General features: G+C 55.2%; 16 protein-coding genes. 12 read left to right on the top strand and 4 right to left on the bottom strand.

Annotation, left to right across the window (positions count from 1 at the left end; genetic code table 11):
- Positions 1-12: 12 nt before the first annotated feature.
- The 3 genes from C7434_RS14505 to uxaC are packed head-to-tail and all read right to left on the bottom strand — an operon-like array spanning position 13 to position 4,372.
- The gene (locus tag C7434_RS14505) at positions 13-1,503 is read right to left on the bottom strand and encodes an altronate dehydratase family protein (protein ID WP_006118300.1); all 1,491 of its coding nucleotides are present in this window, start codon (positions 1,501-1,503) and stop codon (positions 13-15) included.
- Complete coding sequence (locus C7434_RS14500; RefSeq protein WP_033740109.1) at positions 1,503-2,954, bottom strand: tagaturonate reductase; 1,452 nt, start codon at positions 2,952-2,954, stop codon at positions 1,503-1,505. Before C7434_RS14500 ends, C7434_RS14505 begins: the two co-directional genes overlap by 1 nt.
- Positions 2,955-2,956: 2 nt before the next feature.
- Positions 2,957-4,372 carry a glucuronate isomerase gene (uxaC, locus tag C7434_RS14495; RefSeq protein WP_033739988.1) on the bottom strand — a complete coding sequence of 472 codons (1,416 nt, stop codon included), beginning with the start codon at positions 4,370-4,372 and terminating at the stop codon, positions 2,957-2,959.
- Between the two features lie 399 nt (positions 4,373-4,771).
- On the opposite strand from uxaC, the gene C7434_RS14490 reads away from it, so the two are divergent.
- The 11 genes from C7434_RS14490 to C7434_RS14440 all read left to right on the top strand — a co-directional run bounded on the left by C7434_RS14490 (position 4,772) and on the right by C7434_RS14440 (position 11,930).
- Entirely contained in the window at positions 4,772-6,076 is a 1,305-nt protein-coding gene (locus C7434_RS14490) for an MFS transporter (RefSeq protein WP_033739989.1), read from the top strand.
- Between the two features lie 87 nt (positions 6,077-6,163).
- Positions 6,164-6,940, top strand: a complete 777-nt coding sequence (gene exuR / locus C7434_RS14485; protein WP_006118304.1) for a transcriptional regulator ExuR — start codon at positions 6,164-6,166, stop codon at positions 6,938-6,940.
- Between the two features lie 313 nt (positions 6,941-7,253).
- Entirely contained in the window at positions 7,254-7,928 is a 675-nt protein-coding gene (locus C7434_RS14480) for a DedA family protein (RefSeq protein ID WP_006118305.1), read from the top strand.
- The gene (mzrA, locus tag C7434_RS14475; RefSeq protein WP_033739990.1) at positions 7,925-8,272 is read left to right on the top strand and encodes an EnvZ/OmpR regulon moderator MzrA; all 348 of its coding nucleotides are present in this window, start codon (positions 7,925-7,927) and stop codon (positions 8,270-8,272) included. Before C7434_RS14480 ends, mzrA begins: the two co-directional genes overlap by 4 nt.
- A 184-nt stretch (positions 8,273-8,456) precedes the next feature.
- Positions 8,457-8,831 (top strand): DUF1090 domain-containing protein, encoded by a 375-nt coding sequence (locus C7434_RS14470; RefSeq protein ID WP_033739991.1) that lies wholly within the window; start codon positions 8,457-8,459, stop codon positions 8,829-8,831.
- A 35-nt stretch (positions 8,832-8,866) separates the two neighbouring features.
- The gene (locus C7434_RS14465) at positions 8,867-9,172 is read left to right on the top strand and encodes a YqjD family protein (protein WP_006118308.1); all 306 of its coding nucleotides are present in this window, start codon (positions 8,867-8,869) and stop codon (positions 9,170-9,172) included.
- 2 nt (positions 9,173-9,174) lie between these two features.
- Positions 9,175-9,570, top strand: a complete 396-nt coding sequence (locus tag C7434_RS14460) for a phage holin family protein (RefSeq protein ID WP_006118309.1) — start codon at positions 9,175-9,177, stop codon at positions 9,568-9,570.
- A complete protein-coding gene (locus tag C7434_RS14455) occupies positions 9,570-9,854 on the top strand; it encodes a YqjK-like family protein (protein ID WP_006118310.1) in 285 nt (94 codons plus the stop codon). The genes C7434_RS14460 and C7434_RS14455 overlap by 1 nt, the downstream gene beginning before the upstream one ends.
- A 202-nt stretch (positions 9,855-10,056) precedes the next feature.
- Positions 10,057-10,467, top strand: coding sequence for a DoxX family protein (locus C7434_RS14450; RefSeq protein ID WP_033739992.1), 411 nt, complete (start codon positions 10,057-10,059; stop codon positions 10,465-10,467).
- A gap of 174 nt (positions 10,468-10,641) precedes the next feature.
- Positions 10,642-11,265: a cytochrome b/b6 domain-containing protein gene (locus C7434_RS14445; protein ID WP_033740110.1), complete on the top strand. Its 624-nt coding sequence runs from the start codon at positions 10,642-10,644 to the stop codon at positions 11,263-11,265.
- Entirely contained in the window at positions 11,238-11,930 is a 693-nt protein-coding gene (locus C7434_RS14440; RefSeq protein ID WP_006118313.1) for a VIT family protein, read from the top strand. The genes C7434_RS14445 and C7434_RS14440 overlap by 28 nt, the downstream gene beginning before the upstream one ends.
- Positions 11,931-11,956: 26 nt before the next feature.
- Here C7434_RS14440 and C7434_RS14435 read toward each other — a convergent pair whose 3' ends face one another.
- The gene (locus C7434_RS14435; protein WP_033740111.1) at positions 11,957-12,877 is read right to left on the bottom strand and encodes a formyltransferase family protein; all 921 of its coding nucleotides are present in this window, start codon (positions 12,875-12,877) and stop codon (positions 11,957-11,959) included.
- Positions 12,878-13,132: 255 nt separating this feature from the next.
- Here C7434_RS14435 and C7434_RS14430 point away from each other — a divergent pair, with 255 nt between their 5' ends.
- Positions 13,133-14,107, top strand: coding sequence for a glutathione S-transferase family protein (locus tag C7434_RS14430; RefSeq protein ID WP_006118315.1), 975 nt, complete (start codon positions 13,133-13,135; stop codon positions 14,105-14,107).
- The last annotated feature ends 57 nt before the right edge of the window (positions 14,108-14,164 follow it).

Below are 14,164 nucleotides of genomic sequence, written 5' to 3'. Positions count from 1 at the left end.
CGCCCTTGTGATTTACAGCGTCACACCGCTCTTGAAAATCGCGAGCTCACGAAAATCATTTTGTTCGTTACGGGTGCGTTGCCCGTTGGCAATGGCCACAATCGTGTCCACGAAATCGGCCAGCAGCGCCTCCATGCTCATGCCCTCAACCAGCCTTCCGGCATTAAAATCAATCCAGTGCGGTTTCTTTTCAGCCAGCGGCGTATTGGTGGCCAGCTTAACGGTCGGTACGAATCCGCCGTAAGGGGTTCCGCGTCCGGTGCTGAACAGCACCATATGACAGCCTGCGCCCGCCAGGGCACTGGTCGCCACTGCATCATTGCCCGGTGCGCTTAACAGATTAAGGCCGGGTACCGTCAGGCGTTCACCGTACTTCAGTACGTCCACCACCTGACTTTGCCCCGCTTTTTGTGTGCAACCGAGCGACTTCTCTTCCAGCGTAGTGATGCCGCCGGCTTTATTGCCCGGAGACGGATTTTCATAAATAGGTTGATGGTGATCGATAAAGTACTGTTTGAAATCGTTGATCATTGCCACGGTTTTATCGAAGGTCGCGCGGTCGCGACAGCGCCCCATCAGAATGCGCTCGGCACCAAACATTTCGGGGACTTCGGTCAGCACCGTGGTGCCGCCGTTGGCGATCATCTGATCAGAAAAACGCCCCAGCAGCGGATTGGCGGTAATGCCTGAGAAGCCATCAGAGCCGCCACATTCCAGACCAAATTTCAGCTCGCTGAGTTTGCCCGGTGTACGGCGATCGTGACGCATTTTTTCGTACAGTGCGTGCAGGCGTTCCAGCCCGGCTTCTATTTCATCGTCATGCTGCTGGCAGACCATGAACGCAACGCGGTCGCTTTCAAACGCCCCTAATGTCTCACGAAAGGCATCGACCTGATTATTTTCACAGCCCAGGCCAATCACCAGCACCGCGCCCGCGTTTGGATGACGCACCATGTTTTGCAACATGGTGCGGGTGTTCTCATGGTCCTGGCCCAACTGTGAACAGCCAAATGTGTGGCTGAAAAGAAACGCCCCGTCAGTTCCGGCCGCGTCCTGGGTTTCTTTCAGGAAACGCTGCAGAATTTGCCGGGCAATTCCGTTAACACAGCCGACGGTCGGTAAGATCCACAGCTCGTTGCGAATGCCTGCCTCACCGTTAGCGCGGCGGTAGAGCTGCACGTCGCGATCGCCAGGTTGAGGCGTTAAGGCTGGCGGCTCTGGCTGGTAGTCGTACTGGTCGAGATCGCTAAGATTGGTACGTGCATTGTGCGAATGCACCCGTTCTCCGGCCCCGATAGCCTGCGTGGCGTGCGCGATGGGCAACCCGTATTTCACGACCGTTTCGCCTTTCTCCAGCGAGCGTAAGGCAAACTTATGCCCCCGCTCCACGGCCTGTCGTAACGTCACGGGGTGATCCGCCAGCGCAATTGACGTCCCGATGTCGATATCCTGCAACGCCACGGCGACATTGTCCTGCGGATGAATTTTTATGGCGTCTTGCATCATGATCTCCGGTGGCTCAGCGCGTCGCGTATTCCATGCGCGAGAATGCGTTGCAGATGGTGGCTGACCGTTTCGGTCAGGCCGGGTAGCTGAGTTAAATCCTGTCCCCAGTGCGATGCCTCACCTAAAACCTGCTGAACCAACGCCGCGGGAGAAAGACGTTGTGCGCTGACGGCAGCCCAGCTCTCTGCATAACGCTGCAACCAGTACGGCTCGTCCTGCAAGGTCCAGCGCTTGTCTGCCTGTTCGCCCCGGTAAAACGCGATCAGGGCGGCAAGCGCAAACGTCAGGTTTGTTGGCCACTGGCCGGTTTGCTGATGGGCAGTCAGTAATGGCTGCAGCAAACGTGTGCGAAATTTGGTCATGCCATTAAGAGCGATAGACAGCAGCGCATGGTGGATAAAGGGGTTACGAAAGCGGCGCAGTACCGCGTCGGCGAAGGCGTTAAGCTCATCAGCGGGCAGATCGAGCGTAGGGATGATCTCTTTGCGCAGGAGATCGTCAATATACCCAGCGATCTGTGTATCCTCCATCGCCTCGCCCACGCTCTCCAGGCCCGCCAGAAACGCCACCGGCACCATTGCGGTGTGCGCGCCATTCAGAATGGCCACTTTTTGGGCTTTATACGGGGCGATATCCTCCACCCGGCGCACGTTGGGTGCCAGCGCCGTCAGCCTGAGTTCGTCAAACAGCGCGGCGGGGCCTTGCAGAACGAACTGATAATAGACCTCACCCGCTACCAGGAAGTGATCCTGATAACCCAGTTGTGCCTCAAGCGCGGCGCTGTCGGCCGGAAACCCGGTGACGATGCGATCCACCAGCGTGTTATAGAACGCACAGCTTGTCATTACCCAGCGTGTAAAGGCGTCCGGTAACTGCCAGTGTTCGGCATAGCGCAGCACCAGCGCGCGCAGCATATCGCCATTATGATCGACCAACTCGCACGGCACGATAAGCCAGCCTTTGCTTTCGTCACCGGCAACGTGCTGATAACGCGCCCAAAGCAGCTGCGTCAGTTTGCCGGGAAAGCTGGCGGCGGGCGAATCGGTCAGCCGATCCGTTTCGCTAAACGCGATGCCCGCTTCGGTGGTATTCGAGAAAACAAAGCGTATGTCGGGCTGGCGCGCCAGCGCCATAAACGCATCGAACTGCGTGTAAGGCTGGATTTCACGGTTCACACTGCGGATCAGGCGGCTTTCGCTCACCGACTCACCCTGCGCGTTCAGGCCACGAATCAAGGTCGTATAAAGGCCGTCCTGCTGATTTAACGTGTCGCTGACTGCGCGATTGCGCGGCCTGACCACCACCACACCGGCATCCGTTCCCTGATGCTCATTGAGCCAGTCCAGTTGCCAGTCGATAAAAGCACGCAGAAAATTGCCTTCACCAAACTGAATCACGCGATCGTGGTAGACCGCGCCGGGAAAGTCGTGGCGGTTCAGCCGCGTCATCATCAGGCTCCCAGCTCAATGCCAAAATAGTCGCGCGCATTGTTAAAGCAGATGTTTTGCACCATCTGTCCTAACAAGGCTTCATCGGCCGGGGCTTCGCCGTGATCCACCCAACGACCAATCATCTGGCACAGCAGACGACGGAAATACTCGTGGCGGGTATACGAGAGGAAGCTTCGGCTGTCGGTTAACATGCCCACGAAACGGCTCAGCAGACCGATTTGGGCCAGCTGCGTCATCTGACGTTGCATGCCATCCAGTTGATCGTTAAACCACCAGGCGGAGCCAAACTGCATTTTCCCGGCCTGGCCTTCTCCCTGGAAGTTGCCGGCCATAGTTGCCAGCACTTCGTTGTCACGCGGATTCAGGCAATAAAGGACCGTTTTAGGCAGCGCATTATTGAGGTTTTGCGCACCCAGCAAACGAGCCAGCGGTTCTGCCACAGGCTGATCGTTAATGGAGTCAAAACCGACGTCCGCGCCTAACAGCTGGAACTGGCGCTGATTGGTATTGCGTAACGCACCAATGTGGTATTGCTGCACCCATCCGCGTCGGGCGTACTCGCCGCCCAGCCAGACCAGCACCGCCGTTTTGAACTGGGCAATCGCCTGTGCATCGGGTTTGGCACCACTGCGACGGTGCGCCAGAATCCTGTCCAGCGTCGTTTCATCGGCCTCGGCATAACACACGACATCCAGCGCATGATCGGAAATCTTACAGCCGTGTGCGGCAAAGTGGTCCAGCCGTTTGCTGAGCGCCTGACGCAAATCATCGAAGCGTTGCACGCTGACATCGGTAAGGCTTTCCAGCTTTTCAATCCACGGCAAAAAGGTGTCCGCTTCGATGTTGAACGCTTTATCCGGACGCCAGCTTGGCAGCACCTTAACGTTGAAACTGCCGTCTTCGGCGATCGCACGATGGTGCACCAGATCGTCCAGCGGATCGTCGGTGGTGCCGACCATTTTCACATTCATCTGCTGCATGATACCGCGCGCGGTGAAAGCGTCCTGAGCCAGCAGATCGTTACAGCGCTGCCAGATCTCATCCGCCGTTTTTTCTGACAACAGGACGCCGGTAATCCCGAACGGGCGACGCAGCTCCAGGTGCGTCCAGTGGTAAAGCGGGTTGCCGATGGTGTGCGGTACGGTCCGTGCCCAGGCATTAAATTTCTCGCGATCGCTGGCATCACCGGTGCACAGCGCCTCAGCCACGCCGTTTGCCCGCATCGCGCGCCATTTATAGTGATCCCCTTTCAGCCAGATATCGTAGAGATTGGCAAAACGGTAGTTTTCAGCGATCTGTTGCGGCGGTAAATGGCAGTGATAGTCGTAGACAGGCTGGTCTTTGGCGTAGTCGTGGTAAAGACGACGGGCGAACTCTGTGTCCAGCAAAAAATCCTCGGTCATGAAACGCGACATAAAAAGCTTCCTTATGGGATACACCCTGAATGGCTCAAAGTTATCATACCAATTTTCACTGACTGCCGTTTTTTTTACGACTCAGGTCACATTTAAGCGAGATTTTTCCCCCGAAAAGCGACCTTTTTGCCGCCGGCAGCGCGCTAACTGGCTGTGTTCTCATCTGTTTGCAGTATCCCACATGCGATTACGGGTTTTTGTGATGGCTTTCAACTTTTAAAGTTGTATAACAAGTTAGGCTCTCGCTTTACCGCAAGGTAACAAACTTCTGACATAAGGCAAGGCAGATAACGGTCGCTCAGGCAGGGCCGGCGGGCGTGAGCAGAGCTGTATCACGAGATGTCCCGCTCCAGATAACAACAGCGGTTTGACCGCATACACAACTGGAAGAGGTACAGAATGCGTAAGATCAAAGGATTACGCTGGTATATGATTGGCCTGGTGACGCTGGGGACGGTACTGGGTTATCTGACGCGTAACACTATTGCCGTAGCAGCGCCAACCTTACAAACCGAGTTGCACATCACCACCCAGCAATACTCGTACATTGTGGCGGCGTACTCCGCCTGCTATACCGTGATGCAGCCCGTTGCGGGTTATGTGCTCGACTTGCTAGGCACCAAAGTCGGTTATGCGGTCTTTGCCGTACTGTGGGCCACATTCTGCGCCGCGACCGCGCTGGCAGGCAGCTGGGGCGGACTGGCCCTGGCGCGCGGCGCTGTCGGTGCCGCCGAGGCAGCCATGATCCCCGCCGGGCTCAAAGCCAGTAGCGAATGGTTCCCGGCAAAAGAGCGCTCCGTCGCAGTGGGCTACTTCAATGTGGGCTCATCCATTGGTGCCATGGTCGCGCCGCCGCTGGTCGTGTGGGCTATTGTGGCGCACAGCTGGCAAATGGCGTTTATCATCGCAGGCGTACTGAGCATGATATGGGCGCTGTGCTGGCTGGTGTTCTACAAGCATCCTAAGCAGCAAAACAAGCTGAGCGACGAAGAACGTAACTACATCATTTCAGGTCAGGAGTTGCAGCATCAGACAGGTAACACGACCAAAATGTCGGCACTGCAGATCCTGCGTAACCGCCAGTTCTGGGGCATTGCGCTGCCGCGTTTCCTGGCCGAACCTGCGTGGGGCACCTTTAACGCCTGGATCCCGCTGTTTATGTTTAAGGTTTACGGTTTCAACCTGAAAGAGATCGCGCTGTTTGCCTGGTTGCCCATGCTGTTTGCTGACTTTGGCTGTATCCTGGGTGGCTACCTGCCCCCGCTGTTTCAACGCTGGTTTGGCGTAAACCTGATCGTGTCGCGCAAAATGGTGGTCACAATGGGCGCGATATTGATGATAGGCCCGGGCACCATTGGTTTGTTCACCAGCCCGTACGTTGCCATCGCGTTGTTATGTGTAGGCGGCTTTGCCCATCAGGCGCTCTCTGGCGCGTTGATTACGCTCTCGTCTGACGTTTTTGGCCGTAATGAAGTGGCCACCGCCAATGGTTTAACCGGTATGGCGGCCTGGACAGCCAGCACGCTGTTTGCGCTGGTGGTTGGCGCGCTGGCAGATACGTTAGGTTTCAGTCCCCTGTTCGCTGCGCTGGCCGTGTTTGATTTGCTGGGCGCCATCGTCATCTGGACCGTCCTGAAAAATCAACCGGTGTCGGAACTGCAGACGCCGCATTCGCCTTCTCAGGCTGCGCCCGTTCGCAGCTAATCTCCCGGGCTGGCCTGCGCCAGCCCTTTTCTTCAGTTACAGCAAAGTGGTATAACAACTTATCTGCTTGTTACTTTGGATCGTGCTATGGACCTCACCGAATCGCGTCGACTTTATCAACAACTGGCCAGCGAATTAAAACGGCGCATTGAAAATGGCGTTTATCAGGTGGGAGACAAGCTGCCCGCAGAACGTCTGATTGCCGAAGAAATGCAGGTCAGTCGCACAGTGGTCCGCGAAGCCATCATCATGCTGGAAGTAGAAGGCTATGTTGAGGTGCGCAAAGGCTCGGGTATTCATGTGATAGCCAGCCAGCAGCAAACCCGTGTGGCTGAGTCCAGCAGTCAGTTGGAGTTCGCCACCTTTGGTCCCTTTGAACTCCTTCAGGCGCGTCAGCTGATTGAAAGTAATGTCGCCGAATTCGCCGCCACGCAGGTAACGCGTCAGGATATTGTCGACCTGATGGCGATTCAGGAGAAAGCCCGTCAGGAGGACCATTTCAGGGACTCAGAATGGGATATGCACTTCCATGTTCGTATTGCGCAGTCCACGCAGAACAGTGCCCTCGCGGCCATTGTCGAAAAAATGTGGCTGCACCGGTTACACAATCCCTACTGGCTCAAACTGCACGAGCATATCGATCAGCGCAGTATTCTCAGCTGGTGTGACGATCACGATCAGATTCTTAAAGCACTCATCCGCAAAGATCCTGCCGCCAGTAAGCTGGCAATGTGGCAACATCTCGAAAATACTAAGCAGATGTTATTTAACGCCACCGCCGACGATTTTGAATTTAATGTCGACCGCTACATGTTCAGCGAAAATCCGGTTGTCTTACCTGATGCCGATACGATTCAGCGCTAATCTGACCTAAAAACAGTCAGTTAATCTGCAATAGTGTCAGAACATGTAAAACTCCTTTTTACATCGTAATGGAGAGGGTAAAACTCCTGTTCGTTTAGGAGTAGTTCTGTCTCCGAAGCTGGATTTTTGTTACAGTTATCACCCTTTTCTTACCTTTTGCGTTAAGGGCTTATCAAATCGCTGATTTAACAATCAGTTCTGGAAGGATCCAGACATGCATGCTCAGACGGTCACCCCAGAATTTATAACTAACTGTCAGTCTGCGCTTTAGTCCCAGTGGGACATGTTCAACGATGATGTTCGGGAATGATTGATGGAAATTTTGCAAGCGCTGCTGCATGCCTTATGGCAACAGGATTATGAAACGCTTTCTGATCCAACACTGGTGTGGGCGATTTACGGCGTTTTATTCATGATTCTTTTTCTGGAAAACGGTTTACTGCCTGCCGCTTTCCTTCCCGGGGACAGTCTGCTGATTCTGGTTGGCGTGCTGATTGCCAAGGGCACAATGAGCTTCCCGCTGACGATCCTGGTCTTAACAACAGGTGCCAGCCTTGGCTGCTGGGTCAGCTATATTCAGGGCCGATGGCTCGGTAATACGCCCACCGTACAAAACTGGTTATCGCACCTTCCCGCCCGCTATCATCAGCGGGCCCATAATCTGTTTCATCGCCACGGATTATCCGCCTTACTGGTTGGCCGTTTTATCGCCTTTGTCCGCACCTTACTGCCCACGATTGCCGGGCTGTCCGGTTTAAGTAATGCCCGTTTCCAGTTTTTTAACTGGATGAGTGGCTTCCTGTGGGTGGTGATTCTGACCGTTCTGGGCTTCGCGCTGGGTAAAACCCCTATTTTTCGGCGTTATGAAGATGAGCTGATGTTCTTTCTGATGATGCTGCCGCTGGTGTTACTGGTGGTGGGATTAATCGGTTCGCTGGTTGTTCTCTGGCGCAAGCGCCGTGCAAATCAGCGGGGGACCGGCTTATGAAAACATTACAGGCCATACCTAAACACTGGCGGCCCTGGTTGATTGGCGGTGCATTCGCGCTGATTGCGATGAGCCTGGTGCCAGGTCTGATGCGCCATGAAAATGTGGTACAGATTCGTGTTTCGCATGCGGGTGCCCCGATGCCGGACGGCTTCTATTTATACCAACAGTTGAGCGCGCAAGGTATTCGCATCAAAAGCATCACACCCGCAGGTGATGCGCTGGTTATTCATTTCGACAATGAAGAGCAGAGCCTGGCCGCGCAAAAAGTGTTGCGTCGCTTGCTGCCTGAGGGCTTTATCGTCGCGCAACACGATCAATCGCCTCACCTCTCTCTCGCCTGATGCGCGTTTCTTTATACGTTCAGCGTTTATCGACTGCGCGCTGAACGTTTCCCCGTATATCGGTGATCTTTGGACTTTTTCCACCTGATGTCTATGCTTAAACTAAGGCGGGTTTCAACGCACACCGTGAAGCGGTTGCGCCGCGTTGATGTAAATCAGGCAACAATGGAAGGTACTACGCCTAATGAAAAATAAATTACTGCTGGGCATCGTGTTGTTTTCGCTTTCAGGTTCATTGATGGCGGCGGAATCGCTGTGCCAGCAAAAAGAACAGGACATACAGCACGAAATTGAGATGGCGAAGAAGCATAACAATCAGCGCCGGGTAAACGGCCTTGAGCGCGCCCTTACTGAGGTGCGCGCGGGCTGCACGGACAAAAAGCTGAAAGCTTCACATCTGGAAAAAATCAACGCGCAGAAACAGAAAGTGGCTGAGCGTGAACGCGAACTCAAGGAAGAGCGCGATGAAGGTCATGATAAGGACAAGATAGCAAAACGCGAACATAAGCTGGAAGAAGCACGCCAGGAGCTTAAGAAGTTACAGGCGGAGCCCTATTAATCGGATTCACTCTACTGATGTTAAAGGAGTATTTTATGTCTAAAGACACATCATCGGAACATTTGCGTGCTGAGCTGAAAAACCTGGCGGATACGCTGGAAGAAGTGCTGAGCAGCGGCACAGAAAAATCGAAAAGTGAACTGGATAAACTGCGTCATAAAGCGCGCGTGGCGCTGGACAGCTCCCGCGAGCGTTTAGGTGAATCCGGCGAGCGCCTGGCAGCCACTACGCGCGAAGCGGCACAAAAAGCAGACGGTTATGTACGTGATAACCCGTGGCATGGTGTCGGTATTGGCGCGGCGATCGGTGTCGCTATCGGTATGCTGATCTCGCGTCGTTAACCATGACCGATTCACAGCAGAACCACGGACCAGCTAAAGGGGTGATCACGATTGGTCAGCGTATCGTTACGACGCTGGTCAGTATGGTCGAAACACGCGTTCGTCTGGCAGTGGCAGAGCTGGAAGAAGAAAAGGCCAATCTGATACAGATGTTGTTGATGCTTGGCCTGACGATGCTTTTTACTGCTTTTGGCCTGATGAGCCTGATGGTGCTGATTATCTGGGCAGTCGATGCGCAGTACCGTCTTATGGCGATAGCCATCACCACCGGCGTACTGTTCCTGCTGGCGTTGATTTTTGGGCTCTGGACACTGCGTAAATCACGCCAGTCGACGCTGCTGCGTCATACGCGTAAAGAGCTGGCCAACGATCGTGATTTGCTTGAGGATAACCGCTAATGAGCCGCCGCGAACGTGAAGCGCGTATAGAAGAGTTGCTTAAACAGGTTCAGCAACAGCGCCTTGATCTCAGCGCGGCGCGGCGTGGCTGGCTCGAAATCACGGCACCTTACGACCGTGGCTGGTTTACCTTTTTGAGCCTTAAACGCTATCTGGCCATTGGCAGCAGCGCGTTAGCGATTTACTCCATCCGCAGTCCCAACCGCCTGTTACGCTGGGCCAAGCGCGGCTTTGGCCTGTGGAGCACCTGGCGCATGGTTAAGTCAACCTTCCCCCCGCGCTGACATCACCAGGCCAGTCCATTGTGACTGGCTTTTTCTTTTGTCAGATTTACTGAATAACATCGACAGTTTATATCGCTTACAACTGTCACGCCTCGCGACTATCATCTCCAGCTATCAGCCCAGCGGTTTGCTATCAGGCGGCCAACGGGAATATTCACTGCGGGCATTCCTGCCTTGCGAACTTATAGCGTTGGAGTAGATGATGAAAAAATTCGAAGACAGTGGTTTGTTGGCCGCCCGTATCCTGATGACCATTCTGTTTATCACCGCAGGCTGGGGCAAAATTACCGGTTATGCAGGTACACAGCACTACATGGAAGCGATGGGCGTCCCCGGCTTCATGTTGCCACTGGTTATCCTGCTGGAGTTTGGCGGCGGTCTGGCGATCATGTTTGGCTTCCTGACCCGTTTCACCGCGCTGTTCACCGCGGGCTTCACGATTCTGACCGCCTTCCTGTTTCACAGTAACTTTGCCGAAGGCGTGAACCAGCTGATGTTTATGAAAAACCTGTCTATCGCTGGCGGTTTCCTGGTGTTAGGTCTGGTTGGACCGGGCGCGTACAGCATCGATCGCCTGATCAGTAAAAAGCCACAGGGTGTTCTGGCGCGCTAATTCACCGCCAGCAATCCCGCTTTAGCTGAACGCACCGGCTGCTTTTTCCGGTGCGTTTTGCTTTTTTGCTGCCTGCCGTCTCGCCGCTTCTCCGGTACCGCGGAGAAACGCTTAAGGTAAGCCTAATCTACGCATGAAAATATAGTGTCCTGTTCTTTTCATTTCAGGATTACTATGAACATGTCTTACAGGCAGTGGCTCCCTCATCACGATGCGCCTTTTTTTCGACGGCTCCATCTCTTCGTTGCCGTCCTCATCCTTTCCCAGATCATCAATTCCAGTTTCACCGAACGTGAAGCGCTGGGCGGGCACAGTCTGGAAACGGTGATCACCTGGTTTCATATCCTGTCTGGCCTGTTACTGATTGTCGCCGGATTCGCTATGCTGATCTGGATGCGCATGCAGCGCGGCTTACACTGGTACTTTTCGTGGCTGACGCTGGATTTCCGCGGTATTCGGGACGATCTCGCCTGTCTGGCGCGCATGAAATTACCCGACGCGCACAGTGGCGGCATCGCTGCCACCGTACAGGGGCTGGGCGTTAGCGCGTTGCTTGTGGTGGCCTGCTCAGGCGCGCTATGGTTTTTACTTAACAGCACATCGTTCGCGTCGCCGGGTCTGACGCATGCAGTGCTGCACTGGCACAGGTTCCTGACCACGTTTGTCGAAATCTATTTTTACAGCCACGGTGCAATGGGCGTGCTGCATATTCTGCTTTCGCACTATGAAAATAAGCGTACCCGTCGGGTCGCTGATCACAGGGATAACGAATGCAACACAGTGAAACGCATAAAATAGAACACGCAGGCTGGCTGCGCGCGGCCGTTCTGGGGGCTAATGACGGGATTGTCTCAACCGCGAGCCTGCTGGCAGGCGTGGTGTCAGCCAGTAGTGCCCCCCACACGGTGTTGCTCGCCGGGCTGGCGGGAATCGTCGGCGGCGCGATGTCGATGGCCACGGGAGAATATGTCTCCGTGTCTTCACAGTCAGATAGCGAACAGGCCTCTCTGCAGCAAGAAAAAGCCGAGCTGGAGGCTGACTTTGCGGCGGAAACCGTTGAACTGACGGCGATTTACCAGGCGCGCGGGCTGTCTGCTGACCTGGCTCATCAGGTAGCAGAGCAACTGATGGCCCATGATGCCCTGGCCGCACATGCCCGGGACGAGCTGGGCATTACTGACTTCAGCAGCGCGAAACCTCTTCAGGCCGCGCTGTTTTCCGCTATCAGCTTTGCCTCCGGCAGCGTGCTGCCGTTTGCTGTCGCCCTGCTCATTACCGGGCCCTTCGCCCTGCCCGCGATTGCATTGTCGGCCCTGCTGGCGCTGGCACTACTGGGTGCCCTGGCAGCTAAAGCGGGGGATGCGCCCGTACGCAAAAGTATCATGCGCATCTGCTTCTGGAGCCTGCTGGCAATGAGCTTTTCGGCGACCGTCGGCTACCTTACGGGTCAGGTACTGGGCTAGCCGCATAAGGCCGTCCACGAGCCCCATCAGGCCTTCACGGGCTGGCCCACCACCAGCCCAAGCTGACTGGCCAGAACCCGGCCTGAAACAGATTCACCGTCCGGGCCCTGCCCTTGCAGGATTTCGAGTTGCCCTTGTCCACAGCGAATGATCAGGGGCGATAGTGATACAACCTCACCCGCACGCCCGCTGTTATCGCTGTTCATCACCTGGGTTTGCCAGACAGTAAACCTTTGCGTGCGGGTAAAGCTGAACGCCCCCGGCCAGGGAAAGTCCAGCGCCCGAACCAGATTGTGGATATTGACGGCACTGTCCTGCCAGTGTATCTCGCCGTCCTCGGGTTTGCGGCTGCCCCAGCAGCTGGCGGCCCGTTCATCCTGCGGTGTTTCTGTCAGCTCGCCCGCCACCAGCGCCTTAAGCCAGCCCGGCAACATCTTGCCCGTCGTTGCCACTAAGCGCGTATGCAAGGCCAGAGCATTATCTTCCGGCAGAATATCCACCGCCTGCTGCGCCAGTATGGGACCGGCATCTGGCCGTTTAATCATGCGGTGCAGCGTAACGCCTGTACGGGTTTCGCCCTTGATAATGACCCAGTTGAGATGGGCGCGGCCACGGTAGGCTGGCAGCAGCGCGGCATGAACGTTATAGGCGCCTTTTGTTACCGAAGACAGAATGGCCTCGCTCAGTACCTGACGGTAGGAGAAGCAGAACAGGTAGTCCGCGTCGAAACTGGCAATACGGGCCTGCCACTCGGCGGTATTCACCTCCTCGGTGATGAATACCGGAATAGCGTGACGACGCGCCAGCTCAGCAACGGAACCATAAAATGGTGTGGCGTTGCCGGGATCGGCATGGGTAAACAACGCACTGATACTGAATCCGGCATCCAGCAGCGCCTGTAATCCGGTACAGGCCATTTCATGGTATCCAAAGACGACGGCTTTCATTGCACTTTCCTTTTTCTCCGCCTCTCCGCACGGACAGGCTGGTGGAATGAGATGCCTGGAGCAGGCAGAATGTCCGACATCATAAAGGAATCGTTACCGGTTTACGTCATCAACCCTTCTCTCAGTGAGAGGCCGTTAAGACGATGGCACAAAATGTCTGACGTCATGCGCGCACAACGCTGTCGCAGTCGCGCATCACCACCTATGGTTAATCAGACGAGAACATTTCATTGCACGACAGAGAGTGGAGACAAGATGGGCCAGTTAATTGATGGTGTCTGGCATGACACCTGGTATGACACAAAATCAACCGGCGGGCGTTTTAAGCGCTCGGAATCCGCATGGCGCAGTTGGGTCACGCCGGATGGCAGCGCCGGCCCGAGTGGCAACGCCGGGTTTGCGGCAGAGCGCGATCGCTATCATCTTTATGTATCGCTTGCCTGTCCCTGGGCACACCGTACCTTGCTGATGCGTCAGTTAAAAGGGCTGGAGAACATGATCGATGTGTCAGTCGTGCATCCGCTGATGCTGGAAAATGGCTGGACCTTCGATGACAGCTTCCCGGCGGCAACCGGTGACAAGCTGCATCAAAATGAATTTCTTTATCAGCTCTATCTGCACGCGGATAAGGACTACACCGGTCGGGTGACCGTGCCCGTGTTATGGGATAAGCAGCAGAATACCATCGTCAGTAATGAATCTGCCGATATCATTCGCATGTTTAACAGCGCCTTCGACGGCGTGGGCGCACGTGCGGGCGACTATTATCCGCCGGCACTGCGCGACAAGATTGATGACCTCAACGGCTGGATTTACGACACGGTCAATAATGGCGTGTATAAGGCGGGGTTTGCCACGTCACAGGCGGCTTATGATGAAGCGGTTACGGCACTCTTTCAGTCGCTGTCCCGTCTGGAACAAATCCTGGGCCAGCACCGTTATCTGACCGGCGACACGTTGACCGAGGCGGATTTACGTTTATGGACTACGCTGGTGCGCTTCGATCCGGTCTACGTCACCCACTTTAAATGTGACCGTCACCGTATCAGTGACTACCTGAATCTGAGCGGTTTCCTGCGGGATATTTACCAGATGCCTGGCATTGCTGAGACCGTGAATCTGGCCCATATTCGCCATCACTACTACTGCAGCCATAAAACCATCAACCCGCACGGCGTAATCTCTGTCGGCCCGGCGTTCAACTGGGATGAACCTCACGGTCGCGGTTAACAGGATGACGCAGACCTGACATGGGGGACATGTCAGGTCAAAACGGCTGCGCGGCCC

This window comes from Pantoea sp. PNA 14-12, from assembly GCF_004364735.1.
In the GTDB taxonomy this organism is placed as follows: Bacteria; Pseudomonadota; Gammaproteobacteria; order Enterobacterales; family Enterobacteriaceae; genus Pantoea; species Pantoea stewartii.
This window is presented reverse-complemented; position numbering and strand designations above follow the sequence as displayed.

Excerpts from the sequence above, each read along its gene's own strand:
- C7434_RS14500 (WP_033740109.1), bottom strand. The coding sequence starts at position 2,954 with ATGACGCGGCTGAACCGCCACGACTTTCCCGGCGCGGTCTACCACGAT.
- C7434_RS14435 (WP_033740111.1), bottom strand. The coding sequence starts at position 12,877 with ATGAAAGCCGTCGTCTTTGGATACCATGAAATGGCCTGTACCGGATTA.
- C7434_RS14470 (WP_033739991.1), top strand. The coding sequence starts at position 8,457 with ATGAAAAATAAATTACTGCTGGGCATCGTGTTGTTTTCGCTTTCAGGT.
- C7434_RS14445 (WP_033740110.1), top strand. The coding sequence starts at position 10,642 with ATGAACATGTCTTACAGGCAGTGGCTCCCTCATCACGATGCGCCTTTT.
- C7434_RS14430 (WP_006118315.1), top strand. The coding sequence starts at position 13,133 with ATGGGCCAGTTAATTGATGGTGTCTGGCATGACACCTGGTATGACACA.
- C7434_RS14490 (WP_033739989.1), top strand. The coding sequence starts at position 4,772 with ATGCGTAAGATCAAAGGATTACGCTGGTATATGATTGGCCTGGTGACG.
- C7434_RS14440 (WP_006118313.1), top strand. The coding sequence starts at position 11,238 with ATGCAACACAGTGAAACGCATAAAATAGAACACGCAGGCTGGCTGCGC.
- C7434_RS14460 (WP_006118309.1), top strand. The coding sequence starts at position 9,175 with ATGACCGATTCACAGCAGAACCACGGACCAGCTAAAGGGGTGATCACG.
- mzrA (WP_033739990.1), top strand. The coding sequence starts at position 7,925 with ATGAAAACATTACAGGCCATACCTAAACACTGGCGGCCCTGGTTGATT.
- C7434_RS14465 (WP_006118308.1), top strand. The coding sequence starts at position 8,867 with ATGTCTAAAGACACATCATCGGAACATTTGCGTGCTGAGCTGAAAAAC.
- C7434_RS14505 (WP_006118300.1), bottom strand. The coding sequence starts at position 1,503 with ATGCAAGACGCCATAAAAATTCATCCGCAGGACAATGTCGCCGTGGCG.
- uxaC (WP_033739988.1), bottom strand. The coding sequence starts at position 4,372 with ATGTCGCGTTTCATGACCGAGGATTTTTTGCTGGACACAGAGTTCGCC.
- C7434_RS14480 (WP_006118305.1), top strand. The coding sequence starts at position 7,254 with ATGGAAATTTTGCAAGCGCTGCTGCATGCCTTATGGCAACAGGATTAT.
- C7434_RS14455 (WP_006118310.1), top strand. The coding sequence starts at position 9,570 with ATGAGCCGCCGCGAACGTGAAGCGCGTATAGAAGAGTTGCTTAAACAG.
- exuR (WP_006118304.1), top strand. The coding sequence starts at position 6,164 with ATGGACCTCACCGAATCGCGTCGACTTTATCAACAACTGGCCAGCGAA.
- C7434_RS14450 (WP_033739992.1), top strand. The coding sequence starts at position 10,057 with ATGAAAAAATTCGAAGACAGTGGTTTGTTGGCCGCCCGTATCCTGATG.